The organism is Streptosporangium sp. NPDC048886, assembly GCF_055586905.1.
Window position 1 is genome coordinate 127,049 of sequence record NZ_JBVJHH010000021.1, and the last position, 15,511, is coordinate 142,559.

Consider the following 15,511-nt stretch of genomic DNA (forward strand, 5'->3'; position numbering starts at 1 on the left):
AGGACTCACCGGGTGCCGTCCGGTCACGCCATGTCCCAGAGCAGGCGGTAGTAGGCGATGCGCTCCGGGTCCGGGGTGACCCCGTACGCGTCGTACATGACGCCGTCGTATCCCGGGCCGTGGTTCCACTCCATGCTCCAGGCCGCGACGGCGAGGTCGGCCCACCGGTCGGCCACCCCGAGCGAACCGAGATCGACGTGCGCGGCGAACGTGCCGTCGTCGTGCAGCAGCGTGTTGGGGACGCACGCGTCCCCGTGACAGACGACCAGGCGGTCGATCGGGGGCGGCTCTGCGATGCGCGCCCGGGCCTGCGCGAGTTCGAGGTGACGGTGCTCGGGGAACCAGTCGGCCGGTCCCCCGCCGTCGGCGATGCGCTCGTCGGCGCGTGCGAGCCGTCGATCGACGCTCCATTCGAACGGGCACCGCTCCACGGGCAGGGCGTCGTGGAGCAGGCGCAGTCCTCGGCCGATCGCGGCCGCCGCGGTCGCCGGGTCGGCGATCCACCGAGGATCCACCGCCGACAGGCCGGGGATCGCCGCCGTGACCAGCCACGCGCCGACGGCGTCCGCGCCGTGCTCGATGACTCGCGGGACGCTCACCCATCGTTGTGCCCAGGCCAGGCGCTCCGCCTCACCGGGGAGGTCGATCTCCGGGGTGCCGGCGGCGACCCACTTGGCGTATCTGGTGCCGTCGCGCCCGTTTTCGAGGCGGAAGGTCAGGCCGCCGAGCTCGTTGCGCCACACCGGGGTGATGGTGTCGCCGCCGGCGAGCGCCGCGATGACGTCGGGGACGGCCACGGGGCCGGTCGGGATCTCGGAGATGACGGGGTGGCTCATGGGGACAGGATCCTTCCCGGGAGGCGGTGCCGGTGACAACTGCTTTTCGGGGGGAGGGACCCGCCGGTGGGAGCGGGACCGTGCTGTCCCGGTGCCGGCACCGGGTCCGGTGAGCGCGGCCGTCCGCGCGGCGCGGCCTGGGGCGGGAGCGGGGGCGGGATGGCGCCGCATCGACATGACCGCTCTCAGATCCGGTTGCTGAAGGTGCACAGCAGACGCCCGAACCCCGGGTCGCAAGACGCCGCGGTGCGGCGCCGTTCATGCGCATGAGGTATCGGCGCGGGATCACCCGCGCCGCCGAGCCGAACCGCTCGGCCGGCGCTTCCAGGTCGAACTCCAGCACCTGGCGGCCGCCGGCGGTCCGCAGGCGCAACGTCGTCAGCCGCCAGTAGTGCTACTTCTTGTGGAGCGTCGGTGCCGCCGTCTACAAGATCCAGATCCGTGCCGCTCGCCGGGGTTCGGGCCCGGTGGTCCTCAACCCCGGCTCCCGCCGGTCGACGGGGTGGGGGCCGATGGCCTCGTCGCGGTGCGGGGTCATTCCTCGACGGCCCCGCCCACGGCCCGCAGATGATCACGGAAACTCAGGGAAGGCGCCTGCCGGCGCCGGGCGAGGTAGGTGTCGAACCGCACCTGAGCGCGTAGGGAGACGCCTGCGCGGATCCGTTCGGCCTGGTGTCGTTCGGTGTCGCGGATCGTCTCGGCAAGCGTGAGGAGGTCCGCGGCACGGGTGGCCGGCACGAAGAGCACGCCGTCGTCATCGCCCAGGACCACGTCCTCGCCGCTCACCGTCAGATCTCCCACGGTCGCCGATTCCAGCGCGTCGCGGGGGCGGGCGTCCAGGCGTAGCGGGCCGGTCGGGATCGCCCCCAGGCTGAAGACCGGCAGCCCGATCGTCCGTATGTCGGCCGTGTCGCGGTGCAGCCCCCAGATCACGATTCCGTCCAGCCCGGCAGCCTGAGCCTCCAGGACCACCAGATCACCGACGCACGCCTCGTCGAGCCGCCCGCCGTTGTCGACCACCAGCACATCGCCGGGTGCGGCCCCTTCGAAGGACTCCAGGAAGACATCGACGCTGCCGACGTGCCGGGCAGGGCACACACGCCCGGCCAGGCGGCTCCCGGGCGCCACGCTCCGCAGGTGCGCCGGGGCGCACCGCACCGGGACCTGGGCGCGGATGCACGCGTCCGCCAGATGGGCGGTGGTCAGAGCCGCAAACCGCCGCCGAAGCTCTTGGCGATCCATCCCGTGCTTCCTCCCGCCGTTTCCCTGAGGTGTCATCGTCCTCGAGGCTCGCATGTCCAGGACGCGACATCAATCCGCGGGGTGCCGGATACGGCACGAGCCGGGATCCGCGCCTTCCGGCTGCGGGTCCCGGCTCGTGGCGGGTGCTGAGGTCAGGCGGGGACGATGTTCTCGGCCTGCGGGCCCTTCTGGCCCTGCGTGACGTCGAACGACACCTTCTGGCCTTCCTGCAGCTCGCGGTAGCCCTGGCCGGCGATGTTCGAGAAGTGAGCGAAGACGTCGGCGCCGCCGCCGTCCTGCTCGATGAAGCCGAAGCCCTTTTCCGCGTTGAACCACTTCACGGTGCCAGTGGCCATGTCGATCTCCTCCTGTAGGGGCAGAGCCGAAATCCGCACTGTACGGATTCCGCGTCGCCGCGATGAGCCCATCCGGAGATGACCGGCAGAACAAAATGCACCTGAGGGTCACATCCCGTCAGGTGCACACAGAGTTTCATGGGTACCACAACCGCAACTGGATTCACCGTAGCACCTGCACGGGGTGACATACGAGCAGTCCCCCGGGTCACGTGCGCGCACCGACGGCGATGCGGGGCGCCCGAGCGGGAGCCTCCCTCGGCGGCCGGCCGGCACCGGACCACGCCACCCGCCGGCCCGAGCGGGTGACGCGCCCGGCCCTGCTGTGCCCCGGCGGCCTGGGCGGGCAGAGGCTCAGTGCAGGGCGATCACCGCCCAGGGGCTCTCCGGGTCGCTCATCAGCGCCCGGTGGGCCTCCAGCACCGTCGTGTACCACTCCCCGAACGTCTCCTCGTCGAAGTGGAGGCAGCGGCCGAGGACGTATCCGGCCGAGAACTCCGCCCACGAGCCGTAGACGCTCTGGACGCCCTTGCCCGCCCTCTCGATCGCGGCGTGCATCTCCCGCTCGGTCGCGTACCGGGCACCCCGCCCCCAGCGCGCCACCATCGTGGCGCGGCCCAGGTCCCAGGCGGCGACGGTCCGTACATACCCGTCAGGCGGCAGCAGCCCGTCGGCCCTGAACCGTGCCTCGTAGCGCGTCACCTCGCCCACCAGCCCGCGTAGCAGGGCGACGAACCCGTCGAGCTCGTCAGGGTCGGTGCCCTCCTCCGCCTGCCGGCGCATGGTGGTCTCGACGAGGTCGCGCCACGCCACGGGGTCGACGCGCCCGCCTCCCGGCCCGCGGGCGAGCCGGACCCGCGCCCCGAGCACGAAGTCCCAGACCCAGGGGCTGACCTCGCAGGTGAGCAGCCGCTCCTGCGTGCTGTGCCAGTCGTCGCGGGTGAAGACGTCCCAGGACTCCGCCAGCCGCTCGACCTCGCTGCTGTAGCCGGCGCCGTGCCAGTGCAGCGTGTTCCAGGCGTCTCCGTTGGCGTAGCACAGGTGCGCCCCGCAGGCCAGGCCGCGCAGCATCGCCTCGTCCGCGGGAGCGCCGGTCCGCCGCGTCTCGACGCGGTCGCACAGCTCATCGGGGCGGAACAGTTCCTCGTGGAGCTCGCCCCAGATCTCCCGCTCCTCCTCGTCGGCGAGGAGCCACTGGGCACACGGCGTCTGGGCGTTGACGGCCAGGATCTCCACATCGTCGGGCCAGATGGCCGCCAGGCCGCCGAGGGTGACGAATTCGTACACCACCTCGGGGTGCGGCCGGGGCAGCACGCCCACCGTGTACGTGAGCACGACCCGGCGCCCGTCCTCCAGCGTCGCAAGCGTCACCGGCCGCTGCCCTCGCTCGTCTGGGGCGGCCTCCAAGGACACGGGCCGGTAGAGCCCTTCGGCGGCGACGGATCGCAGGTATTCGTACCCCGCGCGGTCGTCGCCCGCCTCGTCCTCCCGGCACAGTTCATACAGCCGCTGCTCGCGGGCGGCGGGAGCGCGCCATGGACTCCCGTCCTGAGGATCGTGCAGGGAAGGGAGTGTTTCCTCGTGCATCTCGTCACCGGTGAGCATGAGCGAAAATATAGCGAGACTCCGCTCAGCCGTTTCCGGCCTCGGCCGGGACGCCGCCCGCGTGCTCAACGGGCTGCACGGGCGATGGGCCGACGCCGGGGCGCCGACCCCGAGCAGGACCCGGAGTCCCTTCGCACCTGGCGGCGCGCGACCGGACGCGCCCCAGGACCGGCCGGTGAAGCCCCGTCCGACCTGCTCAGGCGGGCTTTCCCGTGGCCAGTCCGTGGCGGTTCTTGACGAGCCGGCGGCAAGAGCGCCTAACCGGCGCGCCAGAGCGCCCCGCGGGACTGTTCCGCCGAGGCGACCGAGCCCAGCGCGTAGATTCCGTGGCCGGTGGCCACCAGGTCGGTGACGTGCGGCTCGGTGCCCTGGCCGGCGGGCAGGCGTTCCCTGGTCCAACGCCCGCCGCTGAGGTGCCACAGCGTCGACTCCGTCGTCACCGCCCACAGCCCGCCGTCCCCGTCCGGCACCGCGTCCACGAACGCGCCGTCGAAGCTCTCCCGGTGGAAGGGGCCCCACGTGCAGCTCCACCTGCCCTGCGCGTGGCGCAGCGCCACCAGCCGTCCGGCGTTGGTGTCCTCGCCCTCCTCCAGATAGTGGGTGCCGAACGCCGCCGCCCCGAGCACCCACCTCTCGTCCGCGCCGACGACCGCGACGGCCTGCGGATAGAAGGCGCCGCCCTGAGTGTCATGGATGGCCTCCTCCGCGTTGATCCGCAGCGCGAACTCCACCACCTGCGACGTGCCCCCGCGCAACCGCACGGCCTTGGGCCCCGCGGCGGGCACGGCCCAGACCTCCTCGTCCCCCGCCGAGCCGAACAGTTGATATTGGGCGAAGACCCACTCGACGACCTGGTCGGCGGGCAGGTCCACCCGTTCCCAGCTCGCGCCGTCCCAGTGGACGGCGGTGGCGCCGGAGCTCACCCAGCCGCCGTGCGCGTTGGCGGGGCCGTCCTCCCTCCCCTGACCTGACACGGTCCTGTCCTGGTCCGGCACGGTCACCGTCAGCTCCCGCCACCCGTCGCCCTCACGCACGCCCCCCTTCCACGCCTCCGCCCCCGGGCTGACCGCCCAGATCCTGCCGTCGGGACTCGTCGCCAGGGCCTTGACGCCCTTCATCCCGGGCGGCACGGCCACCGTCTCCCAGCGGCCGTCCTTCCACCGGACCGGCGTCGCGAGGTTTTCCCCCGTGTCGCGCAGCGCCCACAACGTGCCGGCCGAGGCCGTCGCGCCGCCGCGGAGGGCGCCCTCCTCGGTCACCGAGAGCAGCTCCCAGCTCGGCCGGACGGAGGCCGCCCGGAACCCGTCGGCGGTGCGGGCCGGCTCCGGGCAGTCCTTCGGCGAGACGATCACCGCCTGCGCGCTCCGGCCGGCGGGTGAGGCCATGGGCACGGCCACGGGCGAGGCCGCCCCGGTGGGCGTGCTCGCCGGTTCTTCCACCCCTGACGCGCACCCGCCTGAGACCAGCGCGAGCGCCACCGCCGCCACCGCACCCACCCGCCGCATGAAGCCTCCGCCCTCGTCCATGTCGGTCTGAGGAGACTGCTGATGCCCGCCTCCAGAAGGAGATCATGACTCTCGGTCGCGCTGATCCATCGTACTTACCGGTCGGAGCCCTGAGGCGGTTCCTCGGTCGGGAACAGGATCAGGCTCATCGGAGGGGGATGCGGCCGGGTCCGGGCCGGTTGGCCGCCCGGGCGGCGAAGACGGCGCGTAGCTCGTCGGCCATCTCCGTGATCTCGTCCTGGCTGAGCCAGACAACGCCCTGCCGGTAGCCCACGGAGTCGGCGGTCGGGTCGGCGCCGTCCCGATCGAGACAGGCGTTGAACTCGGCGAGCAGGGCGGCCATGGCCGCGGCGAAGCCCTGGCGGTGGTCGTCCGGCGTCATCGACGCGCCGGCGCGGGCGTCGATCGCCGTCCGCTCGCCGCGTAGCCGGTAGTGGCGTTCCACGGCGCCGCGCCACGCGCTGCTCGTCGGCGACCTCCAGCACTCCCCCCTCGGCCAGCCTGCCGCCAGGGTGGGCGTGCCAGGCCGATACCTTCACCACCCTCGACACGCCGGCGGCGCGTGCCGCGTCGATGGCGGCCTTCTGCCGGCGGATCATCGGCTGCGCGCCGTCCGCCGGCTGGGCTCCGCCCGCGTTGAGGAAGAGCTGGTCGACACCTTCCGTGGCGGGGACGAGCGAGGCCGGGTCGTCGAAGTCGCCCACGACGGCCGCGCAGCCCAGGGCCCGCCCCTTCTCCTCGTCGCGGACCATGGCCCTGACCGGCGCCGTTCTCCTTGTGCGGTGCTTGTCGGGCGGTATCACTCTCACTGATCTGTCCGTGACCACCGGAGTGTCGGAAAGCACTCTGTCCCGCCTGGAGAGCGGTCAGCGCCGGGCGGCATCGACCCCGACGACATGGCCTACGGCGGGTCCGGCAAGCGCTGCCGTGTCCGAGATTGAGAAACCTGCGGGCAGCCCCCACGCTGTCGCCCTATTTGGGATGAATGGCCTGCGGAGGCGCGGTGGTCGGTAACATCACTGGGCAGCCGTATCCGAATTTATTACTGGAGGCGCGGTGCAGTCCGATGACGTACTGGTCGTGCTCGCTCACCAGCGCCGCACCCGAATCGCCGTGCTCAAGCTCCCCTATGGGATCGTCATATTGGATTCCTCTCCCACCAGGAGTAAATGAGTTTCCCGCTGCTGTCGAAGCCTTCTGAGCGGTAACAGGCCTGGAGGCTTTTGACCTCGAACCCGTGGAAGCCGGTGGCGGCACCGAAGAACGATATGCCGGTGTCGGTGGCGGGGTCGGGAGCCCGCACACCGCACGAGACGCCGATCAGGGCGATCTCCGGGTCGCCGAGGGCTGGCGTGATGACGGCGGTGGCGACATCCATGACATTGAGTACCGGATCAGGCTGGTCCGGCTTCGGGTAGTAGGTGACAGGCTGCTGCCAGGTGACCGGCACCAACTCGTTCTCGGCCTCCATCTTGGGCGGACTGTAGATCATCGCTCCGATCCGGTCGGGGTCGTACTGTGTCAGCATGTGCGCATTGCTCAGCAGCTGGTAGGACCCTTGGTAGTCGATGTTGACGCCCAGCGTGCCCTGGCCGAGCGGCGTGCTGCGGATCATGTGGCCGCCCGACACCGGCCGCACTGCCTGCGGAGCGTCGGGGAACGGCTCTGCCGCCACCTGCTCGACGATCTTGCCCTCCACGACTGTCTCCGTGGCCAGCTCGACCGGCGTAGGGCGGCCCTCCTCGTCCGTCACGGTCGCCCTGAGGGACGGCGGCACCGGGGCGGCGGGCAGCTCGTGCGCCGTCCCTACGACCAGAACGAGGTCGGGCGTGGTGCGCACTGTCAGACTCACGACCTCCGGCCGGGAAAGCAGCTTCTGATATTGGTCAAGAATTTGATCTACTTGGAACGCGGTGGGAAAGTCGGCGGTCATATGTGGCCTCCGATCGTCCGGATTCGACAATCCCGACCTGTCCCCAAAGAATGCAACGAATCCGCAATACGGAAACCCTGGCACTCGGCTTGCAAACTCTATGCCCAGCCGGCCGGGCCGAGACAAAGGATGCCCGCCCGCATTTCCAAAGAGAACAGCCATCTGCTGATCTTTGATCCGTGATGTCGCCCGGCTGTGCCGGTGGAAGGGACAGGGGCGGCCCGGTCTCGGTGAGGCATCCATCGATCAGGTGTTGCCGCCGGCGCGGCCTCCGACGGAGAACTCGTGGACGGTATCGATCCGCCATTGCCCCTCCGGTCCCGGACCTGCCGACAGCGACGGGGCGGGCCCGTCGCCGCTCCGTCTGATCCGGCACTGGTTGTGATCGGTGCGGCTCAGGTTCGGTGATGTGTGGAAAGCGGGGTTAGCGGTGTGCGGTGAGGGTGTGGGCGCCCCGGGTGCAGCCGGTGATGCGCCAGCCGCCCGGTGCCTGCCGGGCGGTGACGTCGGTGATCGCGGTACTGGCGGCTCTGGCTTCGGCGCTCCGGAATCACACCTGACGGCGCTGTATTGGTCCGTCCCGACGATCACGTGGCCTGGCGAGACCGTATCTCCGACGTGAGGGCCGTGATCGGTCAGCTTTTTCACCGAGCCGCCCGGCGGCGAGGCTGTTTTCCGCCTTGACTCGCCCCAATCGGCCTGAAACGCCCATTCTGGGCGGCGGGAGGCGATTGTTGGCTCTCCAGATGGCCAGAGGTCTGAAGTCGCGGCAGACAGCTCAGAGAAGCGTCAGCGCCTTGGCCAGGCCCGGGTCGCGTCCGGTGGCCAGGTCGAGGGCGGTCATGGGGGCGTAGTGGTCGACCGGCACGCCGATCGTGTCGATGACCTCGCGGGCTGGCCCGAGATGGCGGACCTTGGGCAGGAGCAGGACGCTGCCGTCATCCAGGAGGTACGCCGTGCTGGGGCCGGAGACCGCCCCGGCGGTACGGGTCCCGACGAGGGTGCCCAGGCCGTTGTCCTTGACCGCCGCGCTGAAGTCCTCGCAGGCCGAGGCGCATTCGCGGTCGGTGAGGACGACCAGGCGCGAGCCGAGCAGCGGGACACTGTCGTCGGTCCGGTTGGGCACGCAGTCGCCCTTGAGTGGGCAGAAGTAGCTGGTGATCTTGCCGTGCGCCAACGCGCCGAGCAATCGCGTCACCTCCCGAGGCGACCCGCCGCCGTTGCCGCGTAGATCGAGGATCACGGCCTCCGGCCTGTCCTGCAGCTTGGCGATGACCTGGTCGGCGACGCCTTCGTAGAATCCAGGCAGGTGGACGTAGGTGACGCCGCCGGCGAGCTTCCTTGAGGTCACCGCCGGAGGCTGCCGCGTGACAGGACCTACTCTGAGCTCGACGACGCGGCTGCGTCCGGTGGTGGGCCGCTTGAGCGTGAGCCGTACCAGGTCGGAGGCGAAGGCGTCGAGGATGGCCTGATTGACGGTGTCCCCCATGAACGCCGGCATACCGTTGACCTTTTCGATGATGTCACCGGCCCTGACGTCGGCCTTGGCGGCGGGGCTGCCTGGCAGGACGCGGGTGATGAACAGCGGCGGTCGGGCCGTGGGATCGAGCTGGGATCCCTGCTGGGCCGACGCGCCCACGATGCCCGTTCCGGTTGGCCCGCCCTCAGGCGGCGGGTCCGGCCTGACCCAGCGGGCGTGATTGTCGTGCAATCCGGCGACCATGCCGGTGATCGCGGCGTGCAGGGCAGCGGAGTCGCCGATGCCGAGGACTTTCGCGAAGGCGGCCCAGTCGGTGCCGCGGTTTCCGCTCAGAGCGGGCAGCCGAAGATCGGCCCGGTCAGCGCCGCGCCGCATCAGATCTTGTGTGTAGGCGGCGAAGGCGCTCTTCAGCAGCGCCTTCGAGTCCATGACCGGGCCGCTGTAGTAGTTGTCCAGCACGCAGAAGTACGCCTGCCGGAGCGTGTTCACCGATGTCGGCAATGCCGATTCCGACGGTGGCGCCGTGATGGCGGTGCAGCCCTTGGCCGGGGTGGGGGCCGAGGCGAGCGCGCACGCGGGTGCGAACACGGAGCAGGCCGTTACCAGGACAGCGGCGCAGAGATTTCTGATCATCAGCCGGGAAACCTCAGGATCGGGGCTTGCGGTGCCAGGGGCCCGCCGGGCAGGGCAGCCCCAGCGGGCAGCAGGTGCCGGCAGGCCCGGACGGCCTCGCCGTACTTCTCCGACAGCACCTCCCCCCGCTCGCTGCCGATGGTGAAGTTGACCAGGCCGTCGGAGGAGACGGCGACGTCGGGAAAGTCGGGCAGGCCCTGGGCCCGCATGCAGGCGGTGAACTTTCTGCCGCCGTCGCCGGCCTCGACCCCGGTGAGGGCGGCTGGGAGCGCCCAGAGTGCGGCGGCCGTCGCGGCGGCCACGAGCAGGTTGCGTGTCTTCATGGCTCCCAGACAACCTCCCGGCCGGTTACGGGGAGGGAACAGCGGCGGTTACCGCGCTGTAACCCTCGCCTGGGCATGCTAGGCAGATCATGAAGGTGCTGGTGGTGGAAGACCACGAAGAGCTGGCCCGGACGGTCGCCGCCGGGCTGCGGCGCGAGGGCATGGCCGTCGACGTCGCGCTTGATGGCCAGAGCGCGCTGGAACGGGCGGCGGTCAACCACTACGACGTCGTCCTGCTCGACCGCGACCTGCCCGGCCTGCACGGCGACGAGGTCTGCCGGGCCCTGGTGCCACATCCGGCGCGCATCCTGATGCTCACCGCGGCGAGCACGGTCGACGACAAGGTGACCGGCCTCGGGTTCGGCGCCGACGACTACCTCGCCAAACCGTTCGCCTTCGCCGAGCTGGTGGCCCGGGTCCGCGCCCTGGGCCGGAGGGCCCCGGTCGCGCTGTCGCCCGTCCTGGTCCACGGCGACCTGCGGCTCGACCCCGCCACCCGCATCGCCACCCGCGACGGGCGGCGGCTGTCGCTCAGCCCGAAGGAGTTGGCCGTGCTCGAACTGCTGCTGACCGCCCGTGGCGCGGTCGTCTCCGCCGAGCAGCTCCTGGAGCGGGCCTGGGATGAGTTCGCCGACCCCTTCAGCCAGACCGTCAAGGTCACCGTCAGCCGCCTGCGTCGCAAGCTCGGCGACCCGCCGTTGATCGAGACCGTCCCGCAAGCGGGGTACCGGATTTGAGAGCCACCGTACGGCTGCGCCTGACGGCCCTGTACTCCGGCCTGTTCTTGCTCAGCGGCGTGCTGCTGATCGGGCTGGTCTACGCCCTGCTCAGGTTCCTGCCCGCGCCACCGGCACCCGCCGCGCCCGGCGGCCCGCCGGCCGGTGTGATCACGCTGCCCCCTGTCCTGCCTTCCGCCGACCGGCTGGTGATCAGCGCGCTGCTCGCCTTGGGCGGCATGGCGCTCGTCTCAGCCTGGCTGGGCTGGGTCATCGCGGGACGGGCCCTTCGGCCGCTCGGGCAGATGACCGCGACCGTGCGGCGCATCACTGCCGACCGCCTCGACCGGCGGCTGTCGGCCACTGGGCCGCACGACGAGCTCAGGGAACTGGCCGACACCTTCGACGGGCTGCTGGATCGGCTGCAGGCCGCCTTCACCGCCCAGCGGCGCTTCATCGCCAACGCCTCCCACGAGCTGCGCACGCCCCTGACCGTTCAGCGGGCCATGGCCGAGGTCGCTTTGGCCGACCCGGACGCCGACCTGCGAGCGGTGCTGGACCGTATGTTGGCCGCCGGTAAGCACCAAGAGCAGCTCATCGAAGCCCTGCTCGTGCTCGCCCGAGGCCAGCAGGGCCTCGACCAGCGCGAACCCCTCGACCTCGCCGCCCTGGTCTCCGGCGTGCCGGCAAGTCTGGAGCCCGCGCCCTTCCTCGGCGACCGGGCGCTCGCCGAGCGGATGGTGGCCAACCTGCTCGACAACGCCCGCCGCTACAACGTTCCCGGCGGATGGATGCGGGCCGAGACCTCAGTACGGAACGGCCGCGCGGTACTGGTGGTCGCCAACAGCGGGCCGGTGATCCCCGCCGACCGGGTGGACGCGCTGGTACAGCCGTTCCGGCGGCTGGAGGCTGGACGCCGGGCCAGCGGCGACGGGCTGGGACTCGGCCTGTCGATCGTCGCCGCCATCGTGCAAGCTCACGAAGGGAGCCTGGAGCTACAGCCCCGCCCGGACGGCGGCCTCCAGGTAACCATCAGCCTGCCGGCCTCCTGAGCTCAGGATATTTCTCACACAGCTACTAACCACTCTTAACGAGTCCAGCCACTCGGGCCTGACAGCCGCCAGCGGGTGAGCACTCATAGCTACTGGACCTTGAGTCCCGCCCAAAGATCGTGCCCCTGCTGGCCGGCCGGGAGAGTTGATCACCGCTGGGATGTCGTGCCCATCCGTATGGGTGTGAGCACTGCTTGATTAGTTCGCTGATGGTTCTCCCGCAGGCTGTTGAGTGTCGATCAGTATCGGAAAACGGGAGAAGCGTTGCGCCTGTTCGTAGGAGATGACTGGGCCGAGCAGCATCACGACGTCGAGCTGATGGGTGCCTCGGGGCGCAGGCTGGCAAAGGCTCGGCTGGAATGACCCGCCTGCACGCAATGATCGCCGAACAAGTCGGAGACGTCACGGACGAGGAAGTGGAGGTGGTGGTCGGCATCGAGACCGACCGAGGTCTATGGGTGCAGGCGCTACTGGCCGCTGGCTACACGGTGCTGGCGGTCAATCCGCTGCAGGCAGCACGGTATCGGGAACGTCTGAGCGTGTCGGGCGCCAAGAGCGACGCGGCCGACGCGCACATGCCGGCCGACATGGTCCGCACCGACTCCCACCAGCTGCGCCCGGTCGCCGGCGACAGCGCCGAAGCCGAGGCGATCAAGGTGGTAACCCGGGCGCATAAGACGTTGATCTGGGAACGGACCCGCCATGCTCAGCGGTTGCGGCACGCGCTGCGCGACTACTTCCCCGCCGCCCTTCAGGCGTTCGAAGACCTGGTCGCGGCCGACACCCTGGAGGTGTTGGCCAAGCCCCTGATCCCGCGTCGGCGGCCAAGCTGACCATCAGCCAGATCACCGCCGCGCTCAAACGGGCGCGTCGCCGGGGCGTTGCCGACAAGGCCGCCGCGATCCAGGCCGCGCTGCGCACCAAGCACCTGGGGCAGCCGGCGGCCGTGACCGCTGCCTACGCCGCCACCGTCGGCTCGGCGGTGGCGGTCCTCACCGTGCTGGGCGAGCAGATCAAGGCCCTGCAAGGGCAGGTGGAGGACCATTTCGGCCGGCACCCGGCCGCTGAGATCGTCCTATCGCAGCCTGGGCTGGGACCGGTTCTGGGCGCCCGGGTCCTCGCAGAGTTCGGCGACGCCGAAGGCCGCTACGTCAGTGCCAAAGCACGCAAGAACTACGCCGGCACCAGTCCGATCACCCGGGCTTCCGGCAAGAAGAAAGTCGTGCTCGCCCGCTACGTGCACAACGACCGGCTCATCGACGCCCTCGACTCTCAGGCCTTCACCGCCCTGCAGGCCTCGCCGGGAGCCCGCCTCTGCTACGACCGGCTCCGCGCCCGCGACGTCTGCCATCACACCGCCCTGCGCCAGGTGGCCAACCGCCTCGTCGGCATCCTGCACGGATGCCTGAAGACCGGCACTCTCTACGACGAGGCAACCGCCTGGTCACACCACACCAAACCCCTCGCCGCTTGACACCCTGAGCACCTGGGATGTCTTTGGGGCCGGGGACACCTTCGGGAGCGGAGGGCCGGGTACAGCCACTGACATCGGCGGAGTTTCGCGAGTTTCGCGAGGCCCCCTACGCGCGGGCGCGCGAGGCGGCCATGCCCTCCCCGCGCCACAAGGGGGCCCGGTAGTAATGGCGGAAAATCCAACGATTACGGGTCTGACCTGCATCGATAGAGCTTGGCCCGTCGTTCCTCGATCATGTTTCCCAAAGAGTCTCCGCAGGTCAGCAGCAACATCATTGGATTCACCGCCATTACTACCGGGACCCCTGACCGGGTGACTACGAGTTCCTGGGGTACAGGCTGGTCGAATTCTCCCCGCTCATGAATTCCAGTTCGCCAGGAGGAACAGGAGCCCGGTCAGATCGTCGCCCTGGGGTGCGCGCGTGCAGGTCCCGCGTGCGATGAGCTGCTCGGTGATCTCCCAGATCAGCTCGTGAGAGATGACCACGGTGGCCACGGCCCGCTCATCGGTGGGAACGTACCTACGCGCCTCTTCGGAGGCGCGGCTCATGAGGAAGGTTGAGACCGGAGCTGCGACTGCGGCGGCCAGTTCGTCGAGGACGTCGCCCGCGCCGACGAACGGGATCGCGGGGCGGCCGTCGTCGAGCCGCAGCCGCCAGCTGTGTCCTTCCGAGTCCGTGACCGAGGACACATGGTGATCTCGCAGCGCTTCTGCCGTCCCGGAGGTGGCGGCGAAGGTGCGGAGGCGGTTCAGCGTCTCGTCCGACCAGACGGTCACCAAGGTGAGACCGTCGACGAATCGATAGAAGAGTGTGCCTGAGCTGCCAGTGCGTGGGGGGTGGATGGCCCAGAAGGCTCCGTTCCACCATGGACGCTCAGTGGTCAGAGCTGTGTCGGGAACGGCGTCTTCGGCGCGGAGCTGTTGCCACAGCACCAGGTCCAGTGCGTAGCCGAACACCATGGCGTACAGACTGTGATCGATCTCGCGCCGCTGCAGTTCTGCGGCGATGTCTTGCACCGGTTTCTCAACGGTGTCCACGAGGGGGACCGCCAGCCGCCGTAGAGCCGCTCGCAGCGGGGTCGTCTCACGCGAGCCCAGGACGGGGAAAGCGGTTCGGATCCATTCCCCGTCGCGCTCCAGGAGCCGGAACTCCAGGAGCTGGGAGAGCTGCGTGTCGGAGACGTCCAGAAGGTCTCTGGAGAGACCTTGGCGTGCCGCGTACAGAACTCGTCCGTTGTCTCCGTCGGCCACCACTTCGTGGGGCGTTCGTTTCGCGTTCGGGCAATAGCAGTGCAGTGCCCAGAGGGCAAGATCCTCAGGGTCTGACATCCCATCCGCTGCATGATCCATACGGTGAGTATCCGGCGTTCGGTGATCTTTGTCATTCCATCGGAAGGGGTCTCGGTAGTAATGGCAGTGAATCCAATGATGTTGCTGCTGACCTGTGGAGACTCTTTGGGAAACATGATCGCGGAACGACGGGCCAAGCTCTATCGATGCAGGTCGGACCCATATTCGTTGGATTTTCCGCCATTACCACCGGGACCTCCACAAGCACCACGGACTCCCCAGTTCATCCGAACAAATTTGTAAGCCGCCTTGCAATTATCTCGTAAGGCAGCTTACGACTTTCGGGTGATGGATTCCGACGCCGTACCCCCGCCTATACCGACCTGGTCGACCGGCACGGCCCCCCGCTCGGCGTCGAGGAGGCCCGCCCCCGGTGGGGCGCGCTGGTGCGCGCCGCTCAGCAGGGCCGCGCCCGCGATCCTCCAGCAGCCACCAGTCCCAGCAGTTCGCGGACGTCGCGGACAGGCCCAGGCGCCCGCGATGACCTGTCACGCCCCGGCATGGCCAGATGAGGGCCGTTGTCGGCGGAACATGGTCTAGACATTAGCGACCTGGTCAGGGGTCATACGGGGGCTGTTTCCGGACCTCCCGCATGATCTGCTCGTTCCTCCGCTGCATCCGCTTCCAGGTCTTCCTGTCAACTCCAAACGGCGGGTCGCGGCGGGGGGTCGGCTTCGGAACCCCCCGCCACCCGGGATGCTCCTCGCTACCTTCACTCGAGGCGATCAGGTAGATGATCACAATGACAATCGCTATGCCCAGCAGGAATTCCATGGGCGACTCCCTTGCAGTCCTGGCTGCGCCTGTTGCGGTCACCTTCAGTTCAGAGTGTCGTTGTGCGTCCCGCCTGGCAACTCACCGCTCACGCGAGGCTCCTCATTTGCGGTCGGATTTGTGGAGCCCCTGCCTGACCTGCACTTGAGAGCCGTCCCGTGAATGGTCGTTTGCGGGACGGTGCGAAGGAGGCGGCCGCCGCACGGCGTTCGCCCAGGAAACCGCGTCCCGA

The 15,511-nt window shown here is 69.7% G+C and carries 14 protein-coding genes and 3 pseudogenes; 5 read left to right on the top strand and 12 right to left on the bottom strand.

The annotated features are described in order from the left end of the window. Nucleotides 1–23: 23 nt before the first annotated feature. From ACZ6R6_RS25995 to ACZ6R6_RS26025, 7 genes and pseudogenes are all read right to left on the bottom strand, one after another. Nucleotides 24–836, bottom strand: a complete 813-nt coding sequence (locus ACZ6R6_RS25995; RefSeq protein ID WP_470097427.1) for a phosphotransferase — start codon at nt 834–836, stop codon at nt 24–26. 534 nt (nt 837–1,370) lie between these two features. Then, the gene (locus tag ACZ6R6_RS26000; RefSeq protein WP_470097429.1) at nt 1,371–2,078 is read right to left on the bottom strand and encodes an RraA family protein; all 708 of its coding nucleotides are present in this window, start codon (nt 2,076–2,078) and stop codon (nt 1,371–1,373) included. 152 nt (nt 2,079–2,230) lie between these two features. Further along, nucleotides 2,231–2,434, bottom strand: a complete 204-nt coding sequence (locus tag ACZ6R6_RS26005) for a cold-shock protein (RefSeq protein WP_306871281.1) — start codon at nt 2,432–2,434, stop codon at nt 2,231–2,233. A gap of 354 nt (nt 2,435–2,788) precedes the next feature. Continuing rightward, on the bottom strand, nt 2,789–4,039 hold the full coding sequence (locus ACZ6R6_RS26010; RefSeq protein ID WP_470097431.1) for a DUF1266 domain-containing protein: 1,251 nt from the start codon (nt 4,037–4,039) through the stop codon (nt 2,789–2,791). Between the two features lie 257 nt (nt 4,040–4,296). Next, a complete protein-coding gene (locus tag ACZ6R6_RS26015) occupies nt 4,297–5,544 on the bottom strand; it encodes a hypothetical protein (RefSeq protein WP_470097433.1) in 1,248 nt (415 codons plus the stop codon). A 145-nt stretch (nt 5,545–5,689) separates the two neighbouring features. Next, the gene (locus ACZ6R6_RS26020) at nt 5,690–5,989 is read right to left on the bottom strand and encodes a hypothetical protein (protein WP_470097510.1); all 300 of its coding nucleotides are present in this window, start codon (nt 5,987–5,989) and stop codon (nt 5,690–5,692) included. 79 nt (nt 5,990–6,068) lie between these two features. Then, a pseudogene (locus ACZ6R6_RS26025) lies at nt 6,069–6,353 on the bottom strand (NAD(P)H-binding protein); the annotation flags it as partial. Here ACZ6R6_RS26025 and ACZ6R6_RS26030 point away from each other — a divergent pair. Beyond that, nucleotides 6,295–6,420 (top strand): annotated as a pseudogene (locus ACZ6R6_RS26030) (helix-turn-helix domain-containing protein); the annotation flags it as partial. The pseudogenes ACZ6R6_RS26025 and ACZ6R6_RS26030 sit on opposite strands and share 59 nt — an antisense overlap. Nucleotides 6,421–6,682: 262 nt before the next feature. Here the strand turns inward: ACZ6R6_RS26030 and ACZ6R6_RS26035 are convergent. Beyond that, nucleotides 6,683–7,477 carry a hypothetical protein gene (locus ACZ6R6_RS26035; RefSeq protein WP_470097435.1) on the bottom strand — a complete coding sequence of 265 codons (795 nt, stop codon included), beginning with the start codon at nt 7,475–7,477 and terminating at the stop codon, nt 6,683–6,685. 549 nt (nt 7,478–8,026) lie between these two features. On the opposite strand from ACZ6R6_RS26035, the gene ACZ6R6_RS26040 reads away from it, so the two are divergent. Further along, nucleotides 8,027–8,161, top strand: coding sequence for a hypothetical protein (locus ACZ6R6_RS26040; protein WP_470097502.1), 135 nt, complete (start codon nt 8,027–8,029; stop codon nt 8,159–8,161). 94 nt (nt 8,162–8,255) lie between these two features. On the opposite strand, the gene ACZ6R6_RS26045 is transcribed toward ACZ6R6_RS26040, so the two are convergent. Continuing rightward, complete coding sequence (locus ACZ6R6_RS26045) at nt 8,256–9,545, bottom strand: S41 family peptidase (protein ID WP_470097437.1); 1,290 nt, start codon at nt 9,543–9,545, stop codon at nt 8,256–8,258. A 44-nt stretch (nt 9,546–9,589) separates the two neighbouring features. After that, nucleotides 9,590–9,913 (bottom strand): hypothetical protein, encoded by a 324-nt coding sequence (locus ACZ6R6_RS26050; protein ID WP_470097439.1) that lies wholly within the window; start codon nt 9,911–9,913, stop codon nt 9,590–9,592. Nucleotides 9,914–10,002: 89 nt separating this feature from the next. Between ACZ6R6_RS26050 and ACZ6R6_RS26055 the strand changes: the two genes are divergently transcribed. The 3 genes and pseudogenes from ACZ6R6_RS26055 to ACZ6R6_RS26065 all read left to right on the top strand — a co-directional run bounded on the left by ACZ6R6_RS26055 (nt 10,003) and on the right by ACZ6R6_RS26065 (nt 13,155). Next, complete coding sequence (locus ACZ6R6_RS26055) at nt 10,003–10,650, top strand: response regulator transcription factor (protein WP_470097441.1); 648 nt, start codon at nt 10,003–10,005, stop codon at nt 10,648–10,650. Further along, a complete protein-coding gene (locus ACZ6R6_RS26060; protein ID WP_470097443.1) occupies nt 10,647–11,681 on the top strand; it encodes a sensor histidine kinase in 1,035 nt (344 codons plus the stop codon). Before ACZ6R6_RS26055 ends, ACZ6R6_RS26060 begins: the two co-directional genes overlap by 4 nt. Nucleotides 11,682–11,999: 318 nt before the next feature. Continuing rightward, nucleotides 12,000–13,155 (top strand): annotated as a pseudogene (locus ACZ6R6_RS26065) (IS110 family RNA-guided transposase). A 357-nt stretch (nt 13,156–13,512) separates the two neighbouring features. Here the strand turns inward: ACZ6R6_RS26065 and ACZ6R6_RS26070 are convergent. Continuing rightward, nucleotides 13,513–14,505, bottom strand: coding sequence for a hypothetical protein (locus ACZ6R6_RS26070; RefSeq protein WP_470097445.1), 993 nt, complete (start codon nt 14,503–14,505; stop codon nt 13,513–13,515). A 555-nt stretch (nt 14,506–15,060) separates the two neighbouring features. Then, nucleotides 15,061–15,279, bottom strand: coding sequence for a hypothetical protein (locus tag ACZ6R6_RS26075; RefSeq protein WP_470097447.1), 219 nt, complete (start codon nt 15,277–15,279; stop codon nt 15,061–15,063). Between the last annotated feature and the right edge of the window lie 232 nt (nt 15,280–15,511).